At 53.1% G+C, this 23,228-nt stretch carries 25 protein-coding genes and 1 tRNA gene; 9 read left to right on the top strand and 17 right to left on the bottom strand.

Translation table 11 applies throughout. The features are described from left to right. Positions 1 to 160: 160 nt before the first annotated feature. Both ACN1C3_RS09890 and ACN1C3_RS09885 read right to left on the bottom strand, forming a co-directional pair. Positions 161 to 352, bottom strand: a complete 192-nt coding sequence (locus tag ACN1C3_RS09890; RefSeq protein WP_057395677.1) for a hypothetical protein — start codon at positions 350 to 352, stop codon at positions 161 to 163. 196 nt (positions 353 to 548) lie between these two features. Then, positions 549 to 1,016, bottom strand: a complete 468-nt coding sequence (locus ACN1C3_RS09885) for a hypothetical protein (RefSeq protein WP_419115630.1) — start codon at positions 1,014 to 1,016, stop codon at positions 549 to 551. Positions 1,017 to 2,123: 1,107 nt separating this feature from the next. Between ACN1C3_RS09885 and ACN1C3_RS09880 the strand changes: the two genes are divergently transcribed. From ACN1C3_RS09880 to ACN1C3_RS09870, 3 genes are all read left to right on the top strand, one after another. Further along, complete coding sequence (locus ACN1C3_RS09880) at positions 2,124 to 3,056, top strand: integrase domain-containing protein (RefSeq protein ID WP_057395675.1); 933 nt, start codon at positions 2,124 to 2,126, stop codon at positions 3,054 to 3,056. Then, positions 3,053 to 3,340, top strand: coding sequence for a hypothetical protein (locus ACN1C3_RS09875; RefSeq protein WP_057395674.1), 288 nt, complete (start codon positions 3,053 to 3,055; stop codon positions 3,338 to 3,340). Before ACN1C3_RS09880 ends, ACN1C3_RS09875 begins: the two co-directional genes overlap by 4 nt. A gap of 68 nt (positions 3,341 to 3,408) precedes the next feature. Further along, positions 3,409 to 4,005 carry a hypothetical protein gene (locus ACN1C3_RS09870; protein WP_419115629.1) on the top strand — a complete coding sequence of 199 codons (597 nt, stop codon included), beginning with the start codon at positions 3,409 to 3,411 and terminating at the stop codon, positions 4,003 to 4,005. A gap of 383 nt (positions 4,006 to 4,388) precedes the next feature. On the opposite strand, the gene trfA is transcribed toward ACN1C3_RS09870, so the two are convergent. The 3 genes from trfA to ACN1C3_RS09855 all read right to left on the bottom strand — a co-directional run bounded on the left by trfA (position 4,389) and on the right by ACN1C3_RS09855 (position 6,645). Further along, positions 4,389 to 5,168 carry a plasmid replication initiator TrfA gene (gene trfA, locus ACN1C3_RS09865; protein ID WP_419115830.1) on the bottom strand — a complete coding sequence of 260 codons (780 nt, stop codon included), beginning with the start codon at positions 5,166 to 5,168 and terminating at the stop codon, positions 4,389 to 4,391. A gap of 226 nt (positions 5,169 to 5,394) precedes the next feature. After that, positions 5,395 to 5,976, bottom strand: a complete 582-nt coding sequence (locus ACN1C3_RS09860; protein ID WP_419115628.1) for an NAD(P)H-dependent oxidoreductase — start codon at positions 5,974 to 5,976, stop codon at positions 5,395 to 5,397. Positions 5,977 to 6,063: 87 nt separating this feature from the next. Beyond that, positions 6,064 to 6,645, bottom strand: coding sequence for a TetR/AcrR family transcriptional regulator (locus ACN1C3_RS09855; RefSeq protein ID WP_419115627.1), 582 nt, complete (start codon positions 6,643 to 6,645; stop codon positions 6,064 to 6,066). A 283-nt stretch (positions 6,646 to 6,928) separates the two neighbouring features. Here ACN1C3_RS09855 and ACN1C3_RS09850 point away from each other — a divergent pair, with 283 nt between their 5' ends. Beyond that, positions 6,929 to 8,020: an IS630 family transposase gene (locus ACN1C3_RS09850; RefSeq protein WP_419115626.1), complete on the top strand. Its 1,092-nt coding sequence runs from the start codon at positions 6,929 to 6,931 to the stop codon at positions 8,018 to 8,020. A gap of 58 nt (positions 8,021 to 8,078) precedes the next feature. Here ACN1C3_RS09850 and ACN1C3_RS09845 read toward each other — a convergent pair whose 3' ends face one another. The 3 genes from ACN1C3_RS09845 to ACN1C3_RS09835 form a co-directional block, all read right to left on the bottom strand. Further along, positions 8,079 to 8,300 carry a helix-turn-helix transcriptional regulator gene (locus ACN1C3_RS09845; protein WP_057395672.1) on the bottom strand — a complete coding sequence of 74 codons (222 nt, stop codon included), beginning with the start codon at positions 8,298 to 8,300 and terminating at the stop codon, positions 8,079 to 8,081. A gap of 80 nt (positions 8,301 to 8,380) precedes the next feature. After that, a complete protein-coding gene (locus ACN1C3_RS09840) occupies positions 8,381 to 9,091 on the bottom strand; it encodes a hypothetical protein (RefSeq protein ID WP_057395671.1) in 711 nt (236 codons plus the stop codon). A gap of 145 nt (positions 9,092 to 9,236) precedes the next feature. Next, positions 9,237 to 9,401 (bottom strand): hypothetical protein, encoded by a 165-nt coding sequence (locus ACN1C3_RS09835; RefSeq protein WP_419115625.1) that lies wholly within the window; start codon positions 9,399 to 9,401, stop codon positions 9,237 to 9,239. Between the two features lie 344 nt (positions 9,402 to 9,745). Between ACN1C3_RS09835 and ACN1C3_RS09830 the strand changes: the two genes are divergently transcribed. Next, positions 9,746 to 9,854: transfer RNA gene (locus ACN1C3_RS09830), tRNA-Pro, on the top strand. Positions 9,855 to 10,294: 440 nt separating this feature from the next. Further along, entirely contained in the window at positions 10,295 to 10,639 is a 345-nt protein-coding gene (locus ACN1C3_RS09825) for a dsDNA nuclease domain-containing protein (protein WP_419115624.1), read from the top strand. A 110-nt stretch (positions 10,640 to 10,749) separates the two neighbouring features. On the opposite strand, the gene ACN1C3_RS09820 is transcribed toward ACN1C3_RS09825, so the two are convergent. Next, positions 10,750 to 11,517: an SDR family NAD(P)-dependent oxidoreductase gene (locus ACN1C3_RS09820; protein ID WP_419115829.1), complete on the bottom strand. Its 768-nt coding sequence runs from the start codon at positions 11,515 to 11,517 to the stop codon at positions 10,750 to 10,752. Between the two features lie 110 nt (positions 11,518 to 11,627). Between ACN1C3_RS09820 and ACN1C3_RS09815 the strand changes: the two genes are divergently transcribed. Continuing rightward, positions 11,628 to 12,524: a LysR family transcriptional regulator gene (locus ACN1C3_RS09815; protein WP_419115623.1), complete on the top strand. Its 897-nt coding sequence runs from the start codon at positions 11,628 to 11,630 to the stop codon at positions 12,522 to 12,524. A gap of 68 nt (positions 12,525 to 12,592) precedes the next feature. Here the strand turns inward: ACN1C3_RS09815 and ACN1C3_RS09810 are convergent, their stop codons facing one another. After that, a complete protein-coding gene (locus ACN1C3_RS09810; protein ID WP_419115622.1) occupies positions 12,593 to 13,351 on the bottom strand; it encodes a RibD family protein in 759 nt (252 codons plus the stop codon). A gap of 48 nt (positions 13,352 to 13,399) precedes the next feature. After that, positions 13,400 to 14,080 carry a class I SAM-dependent methyltransferase gene (locus ACN1C3_RS09805; protein WP_419115621.1) on the bottom strand — a complete coding sequence of 227 codons (681 nt, stop codon included), beginning with the start codon at positions 14,078 to 14,080 and terminating at the stop codon, positions 13,400 to 13,402. Between the two features lie 600 nt (positions 14,081 to 14,680). Here ACN1C3_RS09805 and ACN1C3_RS09800 point away from each other — a divergent pair. Beyond that, the gene (locus tag ACN1C3_RS09800) at positions 14,681 to 15,166 is read left to right on the top strand and encodes a carboxymuconolactone decarboxylase family protein (RefSeq protein WP_419115620.1); all 486 of its coding nucleotides are present in this window, start codon (positions 14,681 to 14,683) and stop codon (positions 15,164 to 15,166) included. Positions 15,167 to 15,211: 45 nt separating this feature from the next. Here ACN1C3_RS09800 and ACN1C3_RS09795 read toward each other — a convergent pair whose 3' ends face one another. Beyond that, positions 15,212 to 16,126 (bottom strand): LysR family transcriptional regulator, encoded by a 915-nt coding sequence (locus ACN1C3_RS09795; protein ID WP_419115619.1) that lies wholly within the window; start codon positions 16,124 to 16,126, stop codon positions 15,212 to 15,214. A gap of 668 nt (positions 16,127 to 16,794) precedes the next feature. Between ACN1C3_RS09795 and ACN1C3_RS09790 the strand changes: the two genes are divergently transcribed. Then, positions 16,795 to 17,823: an alpha/beta hydrolase gene (locus ACN1C3_RS09790; RefSeq protein ID WP_419115618.1), complete on the top strand. Its 1,029-nt coding sequence runs from the start codon at positions 16,795 to 16,797 to the stop codon at positions 17,821 to 17,823. Positions 17,824 to 17,992: 169 nt separating this feature from the next. On the opposite strand, the gene ACN1C3_RS09785 is transcribed toward ACN1C3_RS09790, so the two are convergent. From ACN1C3_RS09785 to ACN1C3_RS09765, 5 genes are all read right to left on the bottom strand, one after another. Then, on the bottom strand, positions 17,993 to 18,898 hold the full coding sequence (locus ACN1C3_RS09785; RefSeq protein ID WP_419115617.1) for a LysR family transcriptional regulator: 906 nt from the start codon (positions 18,896 to 18,898) through the stop codon (positions 17,993 to 17,995). Positions 18,899 to 19,013: 115 nt separating this feature from the next. Then, positions 19,014 to 19,925, bottom strand: a complete 912-nt coding sequence (locus ACN1C3_RS09780; protein WP_419115616.1) for a LysR family transcriptional regulator — start codon at positions 19,923 to 19,925, stop codon at positions 19,014 to 19,016. A gap of 70 nt (positions 19,926 to 19,995) precedes the next feature. Beyond that, complete coding sequence (gene ttdB / locus ACN1C3_RS09775; RefSeq protein WP_419115615.1) at positions 19,996 to 20,604, bottom strand: L(+)-tartrate dehydratase subunit beta; 609 nt, start codon at positions 20,602 to 20,604, stop codon at positions 19,996 to 19,998. Beyond that, complete coding sequence (ttdA, locus tag ACN1C3_RS09770) at positions 20,601 to 21,500, bottom strand: L(+)-tartrate dehydratase subunit alpha (RefSeq protein WP_419115614.1); 900 nt, start codon at positions 21,498 to 21,500, stop codon at positions 20,601 to 20,603. The genes ttdB and ttdA overlap by 4 nt, the downstream gene beginning before the upstream one ends. A gap of 148 nt (positions 21,501 to 21,648) precedes the next feature. Further along, positions 21,649 to 22,980 carry a carbohydrate porin gene (locus ACN1C3_RS09765; RefSeq protein ID WP_419115613.1) on the bottom strand — a complete coding sequence of 444 codons (1,332 nt, stop codon included), beginning with the start codon at positions 22,978 to 22,980 and terminating at the stop codon, positions 21,649 to 21,651. Between the last annotated feature and the right edge of the window lie 248 nt (positions 22,981 to 23,228).

The following is a 23,228-nucleotide window of genomic DNA, read 5'->3' as shown; positions in this document are numbered from 1 at the left end:
GGCACGCCAGGCCAATACATGAACACAGGTACCCTTGGAGCTCGGTTCTCCAGTGCCAGTCGCTTAGCACTTTGGTAAGCACCCACAGCAAAGGCCTTAAATAATCAACTGATTGTAACGTAGCGCCGAAATGGTGGGGTTCCTTTCGGGTCGTTACGGATTACTCGCCTGCCGCGTTACGCTGTGCTTCGACGGCCTCATTGAGCCCTATCATCAGCATGATCATATCTATACGCCAATCATCCTTTAGCCGCTCGGCTTTTAAGGGGTCATCCGTCACCATGGCGTGCATATATAACTCATTGGCACGCCCCAGGGTCTCTAGCAGCATGGGGGGGATTTCGATCATCATTTAAGAGGTTCCTTTCTGTTTCACGGCGGTTGCCCAACTGCACCACCAAATTCCGTAAGGCGCCGTCCTGGATGTGGCAAATCACCCGGTAATCGCCAACGCGATAACGCCACAACTCACCCAGTTGGCCAGTGAGGGCGTTAACGGTCCTACCTACCGCAGTCGATTAAGCCGAGCGTTATTCAGCAGCGCGCGCTCAAAAATTGGAGTCCGCGGAAAATGGGGAACAACCACTGTTGCCGCAGTTGTCCATGTCGGAAAAGCTCGAGCTGGAAAAATCGAATGAGGATCCATCAAAAGCATGTAAGTCCATTCCCATGGGGTTCCCCATCACGTCAATGAGCCCATCAACCATTGGCAACCCAGTGGCCGGATTTATTGAGTAGAGCCCCATACCCATCGAGTCCCCTGCACAGTCCGCCATTGCAATCGATTCGCTGCTCATCAGGTCATCCTCAACCGTGTAGAAGGCGGCCGTATTCAGCAACGATGCTGTCGACATGACTCTTGCGTCCTCATACCAGGAGCGCTCAGCGGCGACGCCCAGGTCATCATGCACTATCACTGCCTGACCCCGTGTGGGATAAATTACGGTTGTATATACCGCTGCTGGTCGACTCAGAGCGGACCGGACAGCGGTGATGAGATTATTCACGATATTCAAGAGCAGCTCCTCCGACTTAGAGGTTTCAGGGTGCCCTACGGGATTCGGGTTTCAAGAGGCAACCCGCAAATTTTTTTCACTCTGGCTTGAGCAGCCCGAAGACCTTGCTCGACAAGCCATCCTGATAAAGAGCTCTTACCGGACATCGAGGTACGACGTTGTCCTGGAAAAAATATTAACGATCTGAGGTCAGTCACAGCGAGCTTTTCCTCAGCAGCTTGTCCTTGAAAAACCCAGCTCTGGACGCTCTTAACCCGATTGGCTATGCTGCCACAGCACGTAGCGAAATCAGTGATTCCCCTACGCAAGGGTTGCTGAACCCTCTAAACAAACAGCCTAAAAACCAAGCCCTTGTGGCTTTAAAAGCATTGAAAGAACCTTAAGCAGTACCTAAACCAGCGTCACCCAACCTTATTCAAAGCGCTGCACCTAAATAGATTTAGCCGACTCGAATCGGCGCTAAAACTTGAAAATCCGCGGTTTTCACAGCGGATCAAAAAATCAAAAACGATCCCTCCACGGCCGAGTTGCGTCTTTTTTTCGTGGTGTGGCTCCCCTTCTTAAGCGCTTACGCGCCTGGTCTTCGGCAGACCGGAACGATATTTCCATCGCTGCAAAGCAGGCTGAATCTGAAGAGATGCGTGTCGTCACCTCTTCATCTCGTCAGCGGCATGTCATCGCCCGAGCGTCCGTCGGACTCGTCCTGCTTTACATCCGTCTCTGTGCCTCACAGAGACGGATGTCGCCAGCCCCCACCCGCGCTAGACGCGGGATATTGCGCGTTCATGCCTAACAGCGTGAAAGCGCGTGAAGCTCCAAAAAAAACATAAAAAACCAGTCCTGACGGCAGTCGCGGATCGAGAGGGCCCCCAGTTTCAGTGGGAGCTCTAGCTGGACCAGCACTCGAAGAATGCCGAATCAAGGTTCTCAGGAAAGTACGGGAAGAAGTGCAGCGCCCGCCCCAAAGCTGCCCCTGCTCACGGTTGCCTCGAACGTATCGAGTGCGAGTAAAACTTACCGAATCCCTGTGGTCCTGAGCAGACAACCACCCGAGCCACACCCTCCAGGGCCGTGGCCCGACCCTTTTCACTCCAGGAGGAACCTGCCATGTCTCGTAACTATGGTTTAGGCAGCCGCAACATAGCCTCGGCGGCCCGTATTGCCCTCGACCGAGCCGCCCAACGCGGCGAGCTGTCGTTTTCCAGTGTGGCCACCCTGTCTGAGCGCTTTACCCAGTTTGCCGATGCCGCCCGCGCGCAAGGCATCGGTCGGATGGAACGCATCAGTCCGGAATTGGTGCAGGCCTACGGTCAGCAACTCGCCGCGCAAGTCGAACGCGGCGAGTTATCACCCGCTTATGCGCAGAACCTGGTGAGTGCGATTAACACAGTCATGCACCAGGTGTGCGACTGGTCGAGTGTCAGTCCGACCAAGGCCTGTGGCATCGCCCAGCGCTGCGCGGTGCGCGACACTCCGCCGTTAGGGGTGGATCGAAACGTGCTTGAGCGCGGTCTTGAGCAACTGCGTGGTGATGACCAGCTGCGGGCGGCCGCGGTGGCCGATTTGGCGCGAGAACTGGGCCTGCGCAGCAAAGAAGCCGCGCTGTTGAATGCCCATAAGGCGCTGCAGGACGCCCGTGAACGCGGCCTGGTGACGATTGTTGACGGCACGAAGGGTGGACGCCCACGAACGGTCCCTGTGCTCCAGGAGCAGCAGCTGAGCGCCTTGGCGAACGCCGCCACCTTGCAGGGGGCAGGCCGCTCGTTGATTCCCGTCGAGCAGAACTGGAAACAGTTTCGCGAAAACACCCTGCGCCAAGGACGTGGGCCTCTGCAGCAGGCCGGCATTACCGGCTACCACGACTTGCGCGCCGCCTACGCCTGCGAGCGCTACCAGCAACTCACCGGTCACCCCGCGCCGGTGATTGCCGGTGGAATTGTCGACAAAGACCAGGATCGAGTAGCACGCGAGCAAATCAGCGCTGAGCTGGGCCATGGCCGCATTGATGTGGTCGCGGAATACATCGGAGGTCGAGGATGAAGCTGCTCGAAGAAGTCGAAAACCTCAGTCGCGGCTACGTACGGAAGGGCGGTAAGGATAACCGTCGCCAGCAGCGGGCCCGCATGCTCGCCTTGGCCGCGTTCTGTGCTGCAGATGGCGCCCATTCGCTGGTCCAAGTCGGTGCTGGCCATGTCATTCGCTATTGGCGCTCTACTCGCCACCTCAGTGATGCGACCCGCTACAACCATTGGCGGGCGTTTTGTGTGTTGTGGACGCTGTGCGGAAAATCGGGAGAGCCACCTAAGCCGCATGGAAAAAACTGACGACATCATCAAGTTGTTGATGGTTTCTCATGTGGGAATATTCTAATTAAATTTTAAGGAGCTGTGTTATGGCTGATTTAGAGCTTTGTGGTGTGAATGCTGTAAGTGAACCATTGCCAGGCGAGGTGGCCTCAAAAAAATACTTAGGGAGGCTTTCTCCGGCACCAAGTTTTGTTCACTACGGTGTTATGAATTTTGTCCCTATGTCAGTAATGCAGATAACTGTTGAGCTCAAAAAATGTTGTGATCAACGTGGTATTTTTATAATGCATTATTTGTCTGTTGGCGATGGGACGTTGAATTTTAGGTTTACTTCAAATTTTTGTCTGACGTTTGAAGATGGTTACCCTAGGCTTTATGCAGTAGATTATTCTGGGGGGATGGCTCCTTACCTGATGAGTAAAATATATTGGATAAAATTTTTACCCTTGCTTTTTTCTGAAGTAGGCGGTGCGATGGTCGGTTTTCCGAAAGAGAGGGAGGGCGAAATCATTGAGGTGTTTCACCAGCTAAGGAAATCCTGGAGAGCGTCCAGAAGTATTCCTGATGCTCATTATAAAATTGCTCATTTTCTTAATCGATCCCGTCGGATGGCTAAGCCTTTTCCTCAGTTGAAAAGAAAAAGTATTTTTGTGCGCTTGTTTAGGTTTCTTTTAAGAGGGTGAGAAAATTATATAGGTGATCCTTGGTTGCCCGCATTTTTGAGCGAATTGAGTCTTGAAGGGCATCGGGTAGGACTTACGTTGGTGCTGGCGATCTTGACGCTAAGGGCGATTGCGTCCGTTTAAAGTGAACGGACACAATCGTCCTTATTACCCTGGGTCGGAAGGGCTGTTCGCCATCTGCTTACAGTTTAGCTATAGACGTCGCTGATTAATAAATGATTATAGATGATTAGAGTGTAAGCCGTTTTTTCTGAGAGCCCCGTCGTTTCCTGGTTGCGGAGTGCCGAAGTGGCTGAGTGGCTACTTGCTGTAACGGTGTTTTCTACCTGCCGCGACGTAGTGAGATACCTACTGTGACGGTATCTTTACCCGCTACGACGGTACTAAATACCTGCTGTAACGGTATTTTTATCGCTCTGACGCTTAGCCAGATGACGGAATTGTGCTTTGCTTGGAGTCTTTTTAACTTTCACTAGGTCACCCTGGATTTTATAGTCAAAAAGCTCGTTGTGGGCGTGACAAGCCTCTTTCAGTGCGCCCAGAGCGTCCTTTAATTGCTGGCGAAATTTCGATTGGTAAGTCGAGTTGCTTCCAGATAGAAGGTGGAGTGTTTCGACTCTTACTGGATAAGGAATGGCGTGGCTCGAGTAATACCCGTGCAACCACTGCGCAAGAAATTTTCCATTTAGATAATGTCTAACCTTCCAATCAATTCTAGTAAATTGGTCCGATTCGAACATTTTGCTAAGGGATGGGTTGAGGCGGATTATGGACTTTCCGCTAATTTCGTCGCGTAGTACTTCATTTATAAGGCTGCCCTTATAGTAAATATTATTTTCAATCTTAATATCTAATGCGCTTGCGCTGAGACGGCTAAGACGACATTTGAGAACCTTTCGATTGGCTCCTGTGTCTGTTTTATTCAAGAGTTTTAATAATTTATATGTGCTAATTGTGCAATCTTGACCAAGGGGTTGAGTTCGGGCTATATGCAATAGGTTTTCCCACAGATCAAGATCCCCTTGGTCCAATTGCACTCCAGTGTAGAGGATCATGGTGTTTGCTTGAGAGAATACTCTTTCTCGCTCAAAATAGCGTCGATTGCCTTTGCCTATTGCGCCAAATAAAGCGGAGCGCAACGCAATATTAGGTACCTCGCGGATATTCTCGAATTTGGAAGGAGGTTGGTACTCTTTCGGTAGTGAGGTTGGCGGGGGGCTAGATTTTTAGTCCTTCCCTTAGCCAGGGCTTTGGCTGCAACAGCTTCCACCCTAGTGGCCCGTTTATTTAATTCATTTATCTATTAAAATTTTTTAGCCGACTGTTTTTTGGTTATTTAGATTAACGAATTACACGAACGGGCAACTAGTGGTTAATAGAGGAAACCGCTCAGAAATGGCTGGCCAGATGCGCATCGAAACGCGCGAAGTCACTTTCGATTTGCGCATTCTTCATGACATCGTAAGCCCAGAATGTTGGTACCTTTTCAAGGCCGATCCACTTGAAGTTCAGATCTATCGGTAGCAACAAGTCATCTTCGCTGCGACCTGCAAAGTACTTCTCATCTGGGTCGTTGAAAGCTTCTTGCGGGGCGTTGGCCGTGACGGACAGCATGTATCGACCTTTCAAGAGTCCGCCCAAGCCGTAGTTCTTCTTGGGCGACTCAGAACTACGACCGTCGTAGTACGACATTTCACCCATCATGCCGGCACCCCACACGTCGTCGGTATATTTTTTGAAAGACCAAGGCATGCCCATCCAGTTCAGTGGCATCTGAAGCAACACCACATCGGCCCATTTGAACTTCTCGATTTCGGCCGCCACGTCATAGGTTTCTTCGGTTGCCGTCTTCTGAACCTCCCAGCCCTTGGCGAGGAAGTACGTCTCTGCGCGTTCAACCAGGCTGGCGTTCAGTTGACCCGCAGAATACGGGTACTTGTGATGGCCGTTGAGGATGAATACTTTCGTCATTACAGTGCTCCTAGGTGATTGCCTGGGTTATGTCGATCAGGGGTAGAAATATTATGTAGCTACGACTACAGAATTGGGTAAAAAAAATCAACCAAAGAGTTCAATGTAGGACTCAACGGCCGCGATGATATCCGCTTGGCTAACGCCACTTGCCGCCTGAGTCGCAATTCCAGCTACGACCATACTGGTGAGCCTAGCCATGTGCGCCGGGTCACCTGGAAGAGTTTCGTCTTTCGCGAGCGCGGCTTGTTCGAACCTACGCTTGATTACCGTGGTCATGGCCTCTCGAGCTTGTCGCAAGTCATTTCGCAGGTGTGCGGAATTGTCGCTGGAGACAAGTGCTCCTTGTACCAGCAAGCATCCCCGCGCAGTGGGATGCGTGGTAACAGCAACCGCGAATCCCAGCAGAAGATGACGCACCGCATCACGCGCCGTCGGCTCGTTCATGGACTGCTGAATCGCGGCCCGCGAGTGTGCTACGTAGCGTTCTAACGCACATCGAAAAAGCCCTTCTTTGCTCCCGAATGCAGCATAGAAACTGGGTGGACTGATGCCCATACTTTTCGCCAGCTCTGCGAACGACGCCCCTTCATAGCCTTTTTCGGTGAACAGGATCAAAGCTGCATCAATAGCAACATCAATATCAAACTGGCGAGGTCGACCGGCCATGAGACTTACCTTCATGCTCAATTTTTTTCAATATATAGCTGCGACTACATAATTGCAAGCGATCTGTCCCGAGATGATGGATCGGCATTGTGTTGGTCGATATATTCCCGAATCGAACGTTTGAGATCAGCCACACTGGCATGGGCGCCGCGCCTTATCCATTGCTCGGTGATATGACTGAAAAAGCGCTCAACCAGGTTCAACCTAGTGTAATGAATGGTTAATTCATTTATCTACAAATAACGATATGCTATGCAGCCAATGTCATGGATTGGTGATAGGCATGCCTCGGCCAGCAGCTTTCTTCGCTCTAACGCCTTCTGATCTCACTACCCTTCAAGACTGGTTGAGGAAGAGTACCCTCAGACAAAGCCTTGCCGAGCGGGCGAGCATACTGCTGTTACTGGCTGAGGGATTGACACCCAAGGCCGTCAGCAACCAGTTGCAGATCACGCCACCGACGGTATTCAAATGGCGAAAACGCTATCTGGAGGCCGGAATTGAGGGGCTCAAAGATCTACCTCGCAGCGGCCAGCCACTCAAACTCGGCCCTGAGAAAATCAATGAAATCCTCACACTGACCACCCAGCGCGTGCCGCAAGAGGCCACTCACTGGAGCCTTCGTTTGATGGCCAAGTATGCACGGGTCAGCACCTGGCAGGTTCAACGGGTCTGGGCGGCTGCCGACCTCAAACCTCATCGTCTGAAGACCTTTAAAATCAGCAACGACCCTCATTTCGCCGATAAGGTGGTCGATGTGGTCGGGCTCTATCTGAATCCGCCGGATAAAGCTTTGGTGCTGTCGGTGGACGAGAAAACCCAGATCCAGGCGCTGGATCGCACTCAGCCGATGTTGCCGCTACGCCCTGGTCAAATCGAACGTCGCACGCATGATTACAAGCGTCATGGAACCGCGAGTCTGTACGCGGCTTTCGACATCATGACGGGGCAGGTGATTGGTCGGATTACCCAGCGACATCGAGCCAGGGAGTTTCTGGCTTTTCTGCAACAGATCGACCGCACCACGCCGACCGGATTGGATCTGCATGTGATCCTGGATAACAGCTCGACCCACAAGACCGCTGCTATCAAGCAATGGCTGGAAAAACACCCGCGTTTCAAATTGCACTTTACCCCGACCAGCGCGTCCTGGCTGAACGCTGTGGAGGGCTGGTTCGCGCAACTGGAAAGACGAGCGTTATACCGGGGCGCCTTCACCAGCGTGGCCGATTTGAAAGCGGCTATTCGTCAATTTATCGAGGCTCATAATGAGCACTCGGCCAAGCCATTTAAATGGAGCAAAACGGCTGAGGCCATCATCAGCTCGGTACATAAGGCAAATCTGAGCGCGACGATAAATAAATTAACGAATTAGCCATTCAGGCCACTAGCTAGGTTACCCCCTCGCGGGAGTTTTTTATCATCGATAGTGTTCATTGTTTAGAAGCATCGCGTTGGGCGATACGGCTTGCAATCCAAGCCTCAACTTCAGCTACAACGTAGTAGGTGGCAGCTTGTCTGGTGTTACCGTCCTTGATGGGCTTTGGAAAGCTTTCGTCTTTTTTTCTGAGCTTGTCCAGGCCCGATCGGGAAAGGTCGAGTTGTGCGCAGAGGTTGGTTTGGCGGATCAGTACTTTGCTGGTGTCAAGATGCATTTGAGCGTCTCCCTAGTGTTGACGCTCGTTACGTTATGCATCCGGAATTGATTGCACACTACTGTCAGGGGGGGTGAAATTCACTTTTCGTGTTTGCTCACCGAGCGCTTTTCGTAGTCTGGAAGCCGTCCACGCTCAGCCTCATTGAGGCCACTGCATAGGAAACTGCATTCTGGGAGCTCGACGAAATCAGGGATTGTCCAAAGTTCATCTGAGGAGAATCGGGGTTCTTTGGCATTTTTACTAGAAACCTTTGGAGCTATCTTAACTAACTCTTTCGCTATACTAAGTTGTTGGAGATATGAATCTGAGTCGTGCTCTGCCGTGTCGTTGATTATTATGTAAGCTGCCCATAAGTGCACAGCTGGTTTATAGGCTGTCCATGCACGCCGTATCGAGCTCTCTGAAGAAGATATTTTACCCATGACTTTGTTTTGAGCGTGCTCGAAAAAGCTGTCCCCTAGGAACATTGCCTTGTTGACGCTGGCGTCTTCGCCACTGCAGTGAAGTTTAACTAGATTAAGAAATATCTCAGCGGCGACGCATGCTTGTTTTACAATATGCTCAGTTATTTCAGGGGCGCTGACAGTACTATTTTCGAGTAGATCTTGGAGGATCTCAGCAGGTATCAGGTGGCTGTCTTCTTGTGATTGTTTTAGCGTGTACTCCGCCATTTTTCTTGCAAGATATGCACTTCTCTTAGGGGCGTCTTCAGGAAATAGCATATATGCGGTTATTTCGTATGGTAGAAACGCACTGTCATAAGGTGCATGGAACTCCATGATTGGCATACTGTGGCGCTCCATCTTATTGCCGGTGGGTCACGTTCACGATTTTGTCAAATTCAGTGCAACGTGTGGGGGCTAGCGGGCGTTTTTTACCTGCCAGCAGTTACTCCGGTGTCATCATCACCGCGAGTGTCATCTTGATGAATTCCTAGTTGCGGTCGATCGCATCCAGGGCGCCGCGCACGTTTTCGGCGACATCTACGGCTCCCCGCTGCTCGACCCAGTTCGTGAGTTCCATGATGGCAGCTTCTAGAGCGAGTTGATTTTCGTTGATCTTGAACAGCAGGGAAGGGATTAGGTCAGAGTTGGGCATCGGGAATCCTCCATGGTGATTTCAGCGTAGCAGCAGAAATTGAGTGGAAGTGTGGGCTTGCAGATCGGCAGAACGACTTGGAAAGAGTTAGACAACCCGAGTGGTTCCCGGAGATTCCAGAGGGGGGCGGAAATGGTCGAAAAGATGCGGAAACGATCAGGGGAGTGGCGACCGAGCGCGCCAAACCCCAGAAACGACAGAGCCCCGAATAATCAGGGCTTTGCACATGCAGTAGAGAGTGTGGTTGAGGCGGCTTATCGCCGTGGAGACCTTTTCGGCAAGCGGCAAATGTTAATGGATCACTGGTCACGATTTGTATGCGGCATACAGGAAGTACAAGACAGTGGGACGGCTACCAATTGAGGTACAGCTTCTTACTCCTGTTGATGTCGGTCGGTTGTTACTAGCACGGGGTGCTAGGGGTCGAGTGTTCGAATCACTCCGTCCCGACCATATTTTTCAATGACTTAGCCAAATCTTCACCGATTGGGCTTTTTCATGTCTGAAAAATTCTCCCACATTTACTCCCACGGATATCATGGATCTTGGCGGCGCTGGCATCTGAGAGGCATATTCGTATTCTAGCTCTGTCGCCTGCGCCTGAAGCTTACATGCCGCAAGTCGAGCGACCTTCAACAAATATTGTGGGCTTTCAGCGTGTGCCTGCTGTTTAGTAGTCTGAAAGTCGGGCTATGCGATCAGAATAGGACAGGATAGATTTGAGGAGACAAAGGTGTGATGCGCTGCCGCATAACTCCTGCGATCGATGAACAGGGAAGAAAAAAGGCTTTGATAAAACCAAAGTGAGGAACATCGGTGAGTGTCATTAATTCGATCAACAGGATCGCCAAAAAGCACCTGAATCACATAGACGAGATGTTTCTCCGTAGGGGTTGCTTGACGGTAGGGCTGACACTTCTCTACTGCAGAAGTCACTGCTATGTGACTGCCGTCCTGGAAAAGCTCTGTTCCGAATGGTCACCAAGCGCGATACCGCCAAAGCTTTGAGTTGCTTCAAGCTAGAGCTTGAAAAGCGAACTCAGCCTGACCTTGCGACCAGCCGTGGGACAGCCCTTGCTAAGAAGTTTAAGAAAACACGATCACCCATGGGGCGTGACTTTTGCTATTGGGCGGATAATTTTGTGTGGCAAATCTGTGGCGATGTGGACGCGCTGGAGTCGGTGAATCTGCGTAACCTGTTGCGCGGCCTACGAGCAGACGCGCGGTGTATTCACTAAGCTACCATCGCTGTAAGCCACCGTCTGCCCAGCCGCTGACAAATATGTTCGTTGACGCTGCACGCAAGTGGAGAGTGCAGGCACCTGCCATCTCCACCGCTACCGTTGGCTCAGAGGAGCAGGCCACCCGACGCCTCTATGCGTTGCCCGGTAATCCAGCCGGTACCTTCGCCAAGCAGTGCAGCGACTACAGAACCGATGTCATCCGGGCGCGCATTACGACCTAGTGCGGTCATGCCGGCAAATTGCGCGTTCAGGGCCGAGTCATCGCGCAGAGCGCCTCCGCCGAAGTCTGTTTCCGTCGCGCCCGGCGCGATAGCGTTAACGCTGATCCTCCGCGAACCTAACTCTATGGCCATATAGCGCGTCAGCACGTCGACGCCAGCTTTCGCTGCGGCGTAGGCGGCGTAGCCGCTTACTGTGAAGCGGGTCAAACCTGACGAGGTGTTAAGAATGCGTCCGCCATCCTCTATCAGCGGAAGCAATTTTTGGGTCAAAAAGAACGTGCCTTTGAGATGAGTGTTGATCATGAGGTCGAACTCTTGCTCGGTGGTGTCGGCAACCGTCGCGTATGTACCACCACCTGCGTTGTTGATCAAGTAGTCGAATCGATCGCGCTGCCACTTTTGCTGCAGCGTGGTTTTCACGTCGTATGCGAAGTCGGCAAACGTACCTGCATCGCCGACATCAAGGGGCAAGGCTACGGCGCGACGACCCAAGGCTTCGATTTCGTTTACAACTGCCGCCGCTGCGTCCGCACTACTCAGATAGGTAATGATTACATCAACGCCATTTTCGGCGAGTTTCAAGGCATTACTCCGTCCAATTCCGCGGCTGGCACCAGTAATAAGGGCTATGCGATCTGATTTTTTAGTCATCGTCATACAGTTCTCGGAAAAGATTCGGAGGTCAGACTTTACGGTTCTGAAAAGCTCGAATAAAGTCGGGAAAAATTAACGTTCTGTTCATCTATAGAGAACAATCGACGATGGAACTGAATGATTTGCGGGTTTTTTGCCGCGTTGCCCAATTGGCCAGTTTTACCAAAGCGGCCGAGCAGCTCGGTGTTGCCAAGAGCCGAGTTTCTGCCATTGTGCGGTCGCTGGAGGCCGATGTGGGTAGCCGGCTATTGCAACGCAACACCCGCAGTGTTCGGCTGACGCCTGATGGCGAGCTGTTTTTCGAGCGCTGCAGAGAACTGCTGGTGGAGTCAGATCAATTGCAGGGGATGTTTCGGCCTGCTGCCGGAGTTTTGCAAGGTAGGGTACGCCTCGACATGCCGAGCTTATTTGGACAGGAGTTGGTCTTGCCGCACCTGCAGGATTTACTGTCTGCACATCCGTTGCTTGACCTCAGAATCAGTATCAACGACCGCCGGGTGGACATGATACAGGAGGGTGTCGATTGCCTGATCAGGATAGGCCCGCTGCCGGATTCGGATTTGGTCGCACGAAAACTAGGCACAATGAGGGCCTGTAATTTAGCCAGCCCCGCGTACCTGCGACAGTATGGTGTGCCGACTTCACTCGCTGACCTCGCTGGTCATCGTATTATTCACTACGCAAATAACTTGCGTAGTGAAGAGGCTGCTTGGCGCTATGCTCTCGATGGCGAGGTCCAGTCGGTACCGATGGTCAGTGCACTCGCCATAAATAGTGGCTCACTCCTGCTGGCGGCCTGCAGAAGCGGGTTGGGAATCATGCAGGTGTCCGTACCAGCAAGCCAGCGCCTGATCAATAGCGGGGAACTGGTTGAGGTACTGCCAGAGTTCAGGCCGCCCCCGATACAGGCGTCGTTGCTTCTCCCTCACCGCAGACACGTTGCTCCGCGCGTGGAAGCAGTGCTGAACTGGCTCATTCAGGTTACTCGGCCCCATATGCAATAACGAGCTTCTTAAGGGGCTGGAAAGGTAGGCCCTCGCGCGATTAGATCCTGAAACGAGCGCTCCCGCCGTTAGAGGCTTGCCGTTGCCGCGAGTGTCATGTGCGCGATGGCCTCTTTCTCTACGAGGTACCTGGCCCAGATGAAACCATCCTCAATCGTTTGCGTACTGATATGGCGCAGGGACTGGCCGGACGCAGGACGTTCGTCCGACTGGCCGTGGTATTCAAATATGCTCGGCACCCCGCTCAAACCATCGATTCCTGGGTAAATCAAAAGGCTGATTTCATCGATCAGACGGGCCTTCAAAAAGGTCCCATTGATCACGCCGCCACCTTCGAGTAACAGGGTCTTCAATCCAAATTGGGCGCCAAGCATCGCTAATGCTTGCTTAAGGTTTTCACAATGAGGGCCTGCGAAAAGATAGGAAATGCCCTGGTTTTGCAACTCCTGCAAATAGGCATCCGATACCGAGTCGTCGAGGATGGAGATAATCCGATGCCCGTTATCAATGGTGTTCGTCTGGTAGTGCAGCTTTCCGGAGGGGTCAATCACGATCGCTACCGGATCCCCTGGTTCATGCGCGATGTGGTGGTCGCGCAATTCACCGCTATCTCTCGTCACAAGCGGTGTCCGTGAGCAAATGCCATCAAATGCTTCCATGGTCTTTCGACCTATGATGAAACCGTCTCCGCCCAGGCGGGCGGCAATTCGCTCGTAATGGTTGCTAATCGTTTGCTCACTGTCTCCGTTGGGTAGAGATGTCCATCGGGAAGACACGAGGCGGCCATCCACGGAGCTGATCATGTGGCATATGATTCGAGGGGGCATGAACTGTAAATTCCATCAAGATTGAATAAGCGGCCGATAGCCATCCTGTTATTTTTTGCGCAATACATACACTCGCCACATGGCGTAGAGCGGTATGAAGTCCAGGGATTTCTGAACACGCAAACCGGCTTGTTCAAACTCTGCCTCGACAGTAGTAGCCGGTAACACGAACCGATTTTGGTAACCGTCCTGTTCTCCTTTGTTGCAACGACGCACTTCGGCACGCTTGCGTTTCCAAGCCTTGAAGTTGCCGTCCACCCATAGCGAGATAATTACGCTATCGCGGGTAACACGCTGAAATTCACGCAGTATCACCAGCCTGTGCTCGGGGGCGCCGATGTGGTGCATCAAGCGCATGCAGAATATGTTGTCGACCGCGTTTTCCGGCAAATCGATAGCAAAGGCAGAGGTCTGCAACGGGCGAACCCGTTTCACCACATCCGCCGGTTGGGCGACAGTTGCGACCTTCAACATCGACGCAGAATTGTCTGCGCCAATGATCACGCGACCGGGCTTTTGCGCTAGTAACGGCCAGAAACGCCCGGCCCCACATGGCAAGTCCAGCACCAGGCCAGGCTCACCAGCTGCGGTCAACGCACTACGTGCCAATTGCTCGTCGCGTTTATGGGATAAACGGCGGGCCAGATTGTCCTGATGCTTGAGTAAATAATTCTGCGCGTGCTCATCGTCGTATTTTTCGGAAAATTCAAGCTTGATCGGATCAGGCATCAACGGGGCTCCATTTATTTCTATTGTGGGTGTGCCGTGTATCTGCGCGTCTGTGGGAGCTTTCAGGTCATTGAAAAAACCTTATTTGAATTTTACGACTGGGATGACGGAGAGCTAGCTGCATGGATCGCATATAACCATGAGCTGGATTGAAGAGTGGGTACCGACAGCATTTATGCTTTGCAGGTGAGATTGATAAGTCTCATTCATGGCTTCAATCGCTGCGACGTATTTCAGTTTTACTGTCAGCTGGTACCTTCTGGCTAGGAATCATTTTGGGGGCGTCAGCTTTGGAAGAAGGGCTGTTTGTCACTTAGGCGACGAAGCAAGGCAAAGAGGTCTGAGGGATGAAAAGAACGGTTTGGCAGTTGGGGGTCGGCACACTGCTTTTAACCTTCGGGTTTTCCCCGGACGGAGCAGGCCCGACGTCGGCCTTGGCCGAACCGAATGCCGTGACGTTTCCACCGCTTGATCAACTTGAGCATTACACGGCTGTGCGACGCGGCGTGACCAGGGAGCACATGCTCACTAGCCAGGCTGCGCTTGATGCCCTTCAAGCGCGCCAATCTGTCCCTACTGGGTCACATGTCGTCTTGGTGGATGTCCGAGACCATCAATCACTTGGCTTACTACACGGGATGGGGCAATGCCACAGCGACTATCCTGATCGCCAAGGATGTTTTCGCAACCCGCGGGATTAGGGGCGATCAACTTGCACCCGTTTCGCCAAAGCTGTTACCTATTGATCAGGCCACTGAAGACGCTCGTCTTGCTCAAGTCGACAATTTAGTGGGGCCGGTGGCACCAGGCTTAGTGGAATACACCACCAAAGCGCTGTTTCGGGACCTTTGGCCGCGGCCGGGCCTGGCACCAAGGGATCGCAGCTTGATCACCGTCAGTTCGCTGGTCGCGAACGGGCAGGTCGCGCAAGTCACCTTCCACCTCAATCGAGCAATGGATCACGGCCTTACGCAGGCAGAAGCCTCCGAAATGCCTACCCAAGTGGCGTTCTATGCAGGTTGGCCAAACGCCTTTTCAGCCGTACCGGTATTCAAAGAGGTCTTCACCAAGCGTCAGAAGACTTGAGGCCTGCCGCTTAGCCGCCCCGATATGGATTGAGGGCGGCGTCTTTCAGGGTATAGCGCCCATGGGGTCAAGTTCGCGAATCAGGTCGATGAGCAATCTCAGCCCCACAGGCAGTTGTCGAGAACTCGAATAATAGATGTGAAACCCAGGGTCGACATGAGTCCAGTCCTCGAGCACTCGCCGCAACGATCCGTCTGCAATTTGCGACGCGACGACAGCGGCGGGAACGTACATCAAACCCGCTCCACGGTTCACTAACGCGAGGCCGATACGGGTTTCGTCGAGTGTGATGGCGCCGGGAACATCAATCTCCAATTGCTGCCCATTTTTTGTGAACTGCCAGTGGTAGATGCGCGCGTTGCCCAAGCGGATACGCAGGCAGCGGTGCCGTTTCAAATCGTCCGGATGTTTCGGGATTCCAAAACTTTGGAAGTATTGCGCAGCGCCCACCACTGCCCAGGCGATATCCGGCGAGAGGCGCTGTGCAATCATGTCCTCTGGAACGGTGCCGCCAAAACGGATTCCGGCGTCGTGGCCATCACCGATGATGTCGACCATTTTATTTGTCACGGTCAAGTCAATCTCGATATCGGGGTAGCGCTCGATAAAAACTGGCAGAACTGGCCCCAACAGTAACTTCGCTCCGTCGCTCAAAACGTTCAGACGGATACGCCCGGCAGGCTCGTCGCGCAGGCGATTTAGCGCCTCCAGCGCTTGACCGATATCATTTACCGGGGTGCTAATCAGCCCTTGCAGCTCTTCACCGGCGGAAGTCAAGGTCACGCTACGCGTGGTCCGATTCAACAATCGAACACCCAGCCTCGACTCCAGACCCTTCATGGCATGGCTAAGGGCCGATGCGCTTATGCCAACTTCAAGTCCCGCCCGGCTAAAGCTTTGATGGCGAGCTATGGCAAGGAAATAGACGATATCCGCCAGGTTCGCGCGGCTGAGCTGCATCTTTATGACTCCATGAAAACACTATCTGGCGATCGACTCGGTTAGTCCACATATCAAACGCTCCAATCCTTTTGAGTTAAGCAGCGTTGCATTGGGCCGCTTATTGGGGAAATAACCGCTGGCGCAGAATATCGGCACTCTCCAGTACTTCATAGTCCGTCGGATATGATTAGCGAAGAGGCACGGCAGTGGCGAACGACAGCTTCTTTCGTCAGCGCCGCGCCGCGGCCCACCGATCATGAGGCTCCCCTAGTAGTGCGGCCACAGAAGCACCAGTTAATGGTTTAGTCTTCGGCCTGAATATTTGCATTATTCTGTTACATTGATGCTTGGGGCTGGTGCTCTGATTTAGGCCTCGTTCACGTGGCGGACTATGTGAGCCGGTGATACCTCCCGCATTCTGTGGCGATTCCTTGGGGGGCAACCAGGAGAATGATCTGCCCTTGAGCCCCCATTCCACCGATACCTCAGCGCATATTGATCTGTTTTATGCATAGGTGCATTCAGTTTCATGTTGTGTTTTCCGAGGATGCGTCAATTACATTTACATCCACGAAATGATCCTTTGTGGGCGTGGTCGATGCCATGAGCGGCCGCTGAATAGAAAAGGCGAAGTATCAGTCGTTATGGATGTCTCCCTGCTGGTTTCATGATTAAGGACCAAAACTATGAAGAAGTTATTTTTATCGCTGGCCTTGCTGGTCAGTTCGTTCACCGCAATAGGCGCCGATATGTCCAACGGCGCGGACAACTTTTACAAGAGTGATAGGGTGACTGAGCAGAAGGTCTCCTTCAATAATCAGTACAAGATGAAAGTCGTCGGGAATTTGTTTGTTCCGAAGAATTTAAATAAGGCTAACAAAAATCCTGCGATTATTATTGGCCATCCTATGGGGGCGGTCAAAGAGCAAAGCTCAAACCTTTACGCTCAGAAGCTCGCTGAACAAGGCTTTGTGACCCTGGCGATAGATCAGTCGTTCTGGGGGGAAAGCGAGGGCCAGCCACGCAACGCCGTGGCACCGGATATTTACTCCGAAGCGTTCAGCGCGGCGGTCGATTATCTGGGCACCCAATCGTTCATTGATCGTAACCGTATCGGCGTCCTTGGGATCTGTGGCAGCGGCAGCTTCGTCATCAGTGCAGCAAAGATCGACCCGCGGATGAGGGCGATTGCGACCGTCAGCATGTATGACATGGGCGCGGCCAACCGCGACGCCCTCAAGCACTCGCAGACCCTTGAACAACGCAAGCAGATCATTGCAGAAGCGGCTGAGCAGCGTTATGCAGAGTTCACCGGTGGTGAGACCAAGTACACCAGCGGGACGGTACACAAGCTAGACGCTAACACCCATCCGATCCAGCGTGAGTTCTACGATTTCTATCGCACGCCACGCGGTGAGTTCACCCCGGCCGGGTCTTCGCCTGATTTGACGACGCATCCAACGCTGACCAGCAACGTGAAGTTCATGAACTTCTACCCCTTCAACGACATTGCATCGATTTCGCCTCGCCCAATGCTGTTCATCGCTGGCTCTGAAGCGCACTCACTGGAATTCAGCCAAGAAGCTTTCAAACTGGCTGGTCAGCCCAAGGAACTGGTCATCGTGCCAGGCGCAGGACATGTGGACCTCTACGATCGGGTGAACCTCATTCCGTTCGACAAACTGACTTCTTTCTTCCGGGCCAACCTGAACTAACCCACCTTTGAAGCCGCAACTTCCTGGGCTCTCCAGAACGTTGCGGCTTCAAGTCTGAACGTAGGTTGTAGCGCGCATCGCTCGACTTGCGCTTCCTAGGACGTTCATCCCTTGAGTCTTCATGACTCCTTCAGGCCCTGCACGCTGTGCAGGGCCTTTTTTTTATTTGTTATGACTCGTGTCGCAAGGCGGCGATCAATAACGCCATAGCCCCTGAAGGTTGCCGACGGCTTGGGTAATACAGGTGAAGTCCTGTCCATAGCGGGCACCAGTCTTTCAGTACCGGAATCAGGTGCCCGGCCGTAACGTAGGGCTCCGCGATGTCTTCAGGCACATAGGCGATACCCAAGCCGGCGATCGCAGCGTCGAGGCAATCATAAATACTGTTATAAATTAGCTGTCCATCAACCCGTACATTCAGCTGTCGGCCGTCTTTCTCAAACTCCCACGGCCACAACCCGCCATGGGTGGGAAGCCGCAGATTGATGCAGTTTTGCTGCATCAGGTCCTCCGGCTTCTCAGGTTCCGAGCGGTTGGCGAAGTAACGTCTGGTGCCCACGGCAGTAAATCGCATGTCAGGACCGATACGCACGGCAATCATATCTTGGGCCACCGACTCACCCAATCGAACGCCAGCATCGAAACGATCCGCCGCGATGTCGATGAGTCCATTGTCAGCGAATAGCTCAACCTTGATACCCGGGTATTTCGGTAGGAATTTTTTCAGCTTTGGGAATATGACCGATCGGATAGGATGGTCCGATGCCGTTATTCGAATCGTCCCGGTGGGGCTTTCCCCCAATTCTGAAAGCGCCAGTAATTCAGCGTCGATCTCTTCAAATCGGGGACCAATAGTTGCCAGTAGCCTTTTACCGGCTTCCGTGGGCGAGACAGAGCGTGAGTTGCGTGCAAGCAAGCGCGTGCCTAGATTTCGCTCGAGCGAGCTAACAGCATGGCTAACCGCAGACTGAGATAAACCGAGATGCGCTGCCGCTCGAGTAAAACTTTTTTCCCGGGCGACGGCGATCAAGGCCATTAGTCCGCCAAAGGACTGTTTAAGGATGTCGTCTTGCATGGCTTCGATAATCTTTGTGGAGGCGCAGGAACAATAACATTCCGGTGCATTGTTCGCAGAGCTTACAGCGGAGGCCGCGCAATGTGCTGAGATGATCGTGGTGAGGGCAGTAGGGCTATTCCCGATCTTCGATGTGGTCGATCTGTTTGAAGCGTTCAATCAGAAAGTCGATCAGGTGCCGGACTCGTGCCGAGAGATGCAGTTGCTGCGGATATACTGCGTAGACGTCAGCATGGGTGGGCATATGGTTTTCCAGTACGAGGCGCAGTCGTCCGCTACGCACGTAACGAGCGATATCCCATTCGGCTCGGAGCAATAACCCATAGCCTTCCAAGGCCCAGTTCAGGGCAACCTCGCCGTCATTGCAGCATAGGGCACCGTGTACCTTGATGTTTTCCGTGCGGTCGCCGTTAGCGAATCTCCACACGCCATAGGGCGATTCATTCTGACGAATAAAGATGCAGTTGTGGTGTTGCAGGTCCGTCAGTTTTTGCGGCGTTCCGTACTTTTCGAGATAGATCGGGGAGGCGCAAAGCAGGCGGCGGTTGGACGCGATTTTACGTGCATGGAAGGCAGCGTCTGGCAATGTGCCGAAGCGAATGCCCAAATCAAAGCCGTGGGTGGCCAGGTCCAAAGGATGGTCGCTGATCTCTAGCTGAATTTCCACTTCTGGGTAGAGAGCATAGAAAGCGGCCAAGGCGGGTCCGATATGGCGGCGGCCGAACCCAAGCGATGCATTCACCCGTATCAGCCCCTTGGGCGTAGCGCGACGGCTGCTGACAAGTTGTTCTACCTCGTCGATCTGCGTCAGGATGCGGGCGATGTGGGTGTAATACAGCTCACCTTCTGCGGTGAGGCTCATCGAGCGGGTGGTGCGATTGACCAGCCGCACCCCCAGCCTTTTCTCCAGCGTCGAAAGCCTTTTGCTGATCGCCGGTGGGGTAACGCCCAACTCTCGGGCAGTCGCGACAAGGCTGCCCTGTTTGGCTAACAGGTGAAAAAAAGCCAAGTCCTGAGCATTGTTCATTCTTGACCCCCAAGTGCCTTTTCATGAAAGAACGGCCGCGACGGCGTTAAGTCGCGGCCGCTCCACCAGGTCACTTGATGAAGCGCACCTGGCTATTGATTTTCTCGATGATTGCACCTTTGCGTTCGTTAAAGCGTGCTTTGTTCTGCTCGAAAAGGTTATTGCCTTTGGTGTCGATGGAGATGATCAGCGGGCCGAACTCACGGACCCGGTTAACCCAAAGGGTTTCTGGCATGCCGAGGTCCTGCCACTCAGCCCGCTCGATTTCCTCGACCTTGGTGGCCGCAAGCACCGCGCAACCGCCGGGGAAAACCGCATGTACTGCCTTGTTCTCCAGGCAACCTGCGGTGGTTTCGGGGCCCATGCCACCTTTGCCAATAATCATCTTGACGCCGGTTTCCTCGATGAATTGCTTCTCGAATTTTTCCATTCGCATGCTGGTAGTCGGCCCGATGGACACCATCTCGAAACTGCCATCGTCCTTTTTGCGCACGATGGGGCCAGCATGGAAGATTGCACCACCGCGCAAGTCAACGGGCAGCTCACGCTTAAGCTCGATGAGGCGACGGTGAGCCACGTCGCGGCAGGTGACCAATTGACCAGTCAGGTAAACCACGTCGCCGACATTAAGCTCTACGAGATCTTCATCCTTGATAGGAGTGTTGAGAACTTTAATCACAGTACTACTCCTTCATGGGAGAGGATGTCGTAGGACAGGTCGGCATTGATACGAATTTTGCCGCGGCGGTGTGCCCAGCAGCCGGTGGATACCGCCACGCCGATGGTTGATGGGTGCCGGGCTGAAGACTCGATGTTCACACCCATCACGCTGCTATTACCGGTCAGGCCCTGTGGGCCAATGCCGACCTCATTAAGGCCCTCTTCAAGAAGCCTTTCCATCAAAGCGGCATTTTCGTTGGGGTGGCTGGAGTCCACCGGCCGGAGGATCGCCCGCTTGGATAAACGAGCAGCAGTTTCCACTGAGGTGGAGACGCCGACGCCAACCAGCAGGGGCGGGCAAGCGTTCACACCGCGAGAGGTAATGACGTCGAAAACGAATTCCGTTACGCCTTCGTAGCCTTGGCCTGGCATCAATACCTTGGCGGAGCCCGGTAGTGTGCAACCGCCGCCTGCCATGTAGACATCAATCATTGCGTAATCGGCGTCCGGAATAATTTCCCAGTCAAGCCACGGAATTTTGGAACCCGTATTGGTCCCTGTGTTCTTTTCGACAAAAGTCTCTACGGCGTTATGACGTAGCGGGCCTTTGATGGTTGCTTCCAGGGTTGCATTTTCCAGGATGTTTTCAAGCTCCCCCAGCAGCGGGAATTTTGCACCTGCTGCGATGAAATACTGAATGACGCCGGTGTCCTGGCAGCTCGGTCGGTCGAGCTTGTCGGCATAGTCCTGGTTCTCCGCCATCGAGTCGTAGACGGCGATGGCCAGCGGATTGGTTTCCGCCGCGCGCAGTTGGGCGGTCTTCTTTTTCACGTCGGTCGGCAAGCGCTTACCAATATAGGCAGTAAACTTGGCCATGACGTCGGTCAACGATTCAACGGCTAATTCTTTATCCACTTCTATCTTCCTCATCTCATCACAAGGCTTATTAATTGTATGTCTGACAGGCCTGTTGAAAACGCCTGGCTATATCGTAGGTTGGTTGGCTGAGAGTTAAGCCAGCGCGTTGCGCTGGTTAACTCTTTCATTTGTTCGCGGGTTTGGATTACAGGCTGGTCTCAAACTTCAAACCTGCGACCCACGCATCCTTGACTTCACTGACACCGCCAGGGTTGCCAACAAACTGGAGGTTGGGGCGCACGGTCAGCCATTTGGTCACGCCAAACCCGTAATAAATTTCCATGTTGGTTTCCGAACCTTGCGTTGGCGTGAAACGAGGGTCGTCATAATCGTTGACGCCCGCCAAGTCGTTCAGCTGTTGCTGATGATTTTTAAATCGTTCATTGACGTGGATATTGGAGATGCCGATGCCGATCTCGTCATTCGGCCGGGATTTGAACGGCGCCGTGTAGTAAACGCCTGCCTGCACATGATGATCAATCATGCTGGTGGCCTTGTCATGTACAGTGGCATAGGCAAATACCGACAGCCCACGAGCTGCGAAGTCCGGGTCTTTCCAGACTTGCTGTTGCGCAGCAATCCATGCGCCATGTTTGCTGTCTCGGGATTTGGCTACACCATTTTCTTCAGTGTTTACATCGTTTGCGTTACGGCTGCTGTAATACGCACCCAGGCGATATTCCCCTGGCAGACCTGCGGCCCCCAGCGCCGTGGTATGGACCAACTCGATGGGCACCAAGGTTCCTTTATTGCCGCTGCCGCTGAGTTTGAAGCCGTTACCAATTTCCAGATAGGAGGGGTTCTGCTCATATGCGCCAATTTGCGCATATGTATTGTCGGTCAATGCAACCTTTACGCGGCCTGCCCACTGAGTGATTGGCCAGTTATAAATGATATCGCCGGCCCAGTTTCCGGCCTGCGCCCCGCAGAACGCGAGGTTTTGGAATTTGCAGGGAAAGCTTCCGAAGTCCTCACCAAACCCCATACGGCCCAGCTTGATATCCAGCCCACCCTCAAAGAACTTTTGACGGTACCAAAGTTGCGTAAGGCGCCAGGTCTGGCCTCGGCCGTACACTTCTTGAACCTGGCTGATTCCACCCACACGCGGGTCTACGATTGCGTCATTCGTGAGGTTGCGCCCGTTCCTATCCGTAATTGCGAGTTGGAAATCTGCACCTTGCCAGCCAAGAATTTTCTGAAGATCTAGGTTACTCATCAACGCCAGTTGATCGGTATAACGTGCCGTGGTGTGCGAATCATAGCCCCCGGCAAGATTCGTCGCGGCGTCGCCCGTGTAGAGCACGTTAAAGGTATAACCTTTTTCCAGTAGTTCTGTGCGTAGGCCGCCCCAGTCTCCCAGCATCCAGGGCGACTCGGGATTAAAGGCTTCTTGCGCCTGACTGCTGGTTGCTCCGCAAAGCAGCAGCAGTGCCAGTGATATTTTGTTCCGGGTAGTGCGGTTCGAGTGAGTAATCATCTTGATCTCTGCTTTTGTTTTTGTTGGTCAGATAATTGAGCGCAGCCCGCTATCGACCGAACACTGAGTAACGGCCTAAGGGTGTTGTGCAATGGCATTGGGTAAGTACGACGCGTCTAGGGTTTATCGGCTATGGCAACCTCTAATGTTGTTCAGTTGAATATCTTTGAGGGCGAAGCGCTTAACTAAGCAGGCTTCGGAGGGCAGGAGGGAGACTCTAAGGGGGCTTGCTCTGGCGAGGCAGGGCG

Origin of the sequence: Pseudomonas sp. H11T01, from assembly GCF_048515765.1 — a bacterium.
Lineage (GTDB): Bacteria > Pseudomonadota > Gammaproteobacteria > Pseudomonadales > Pseudomonadaceae > Aquipseudomonas.
Note: the sequence above shows the minus strand (reverse complement) of the source record. Positions and strands in the feature narration are given on the sequence as shown.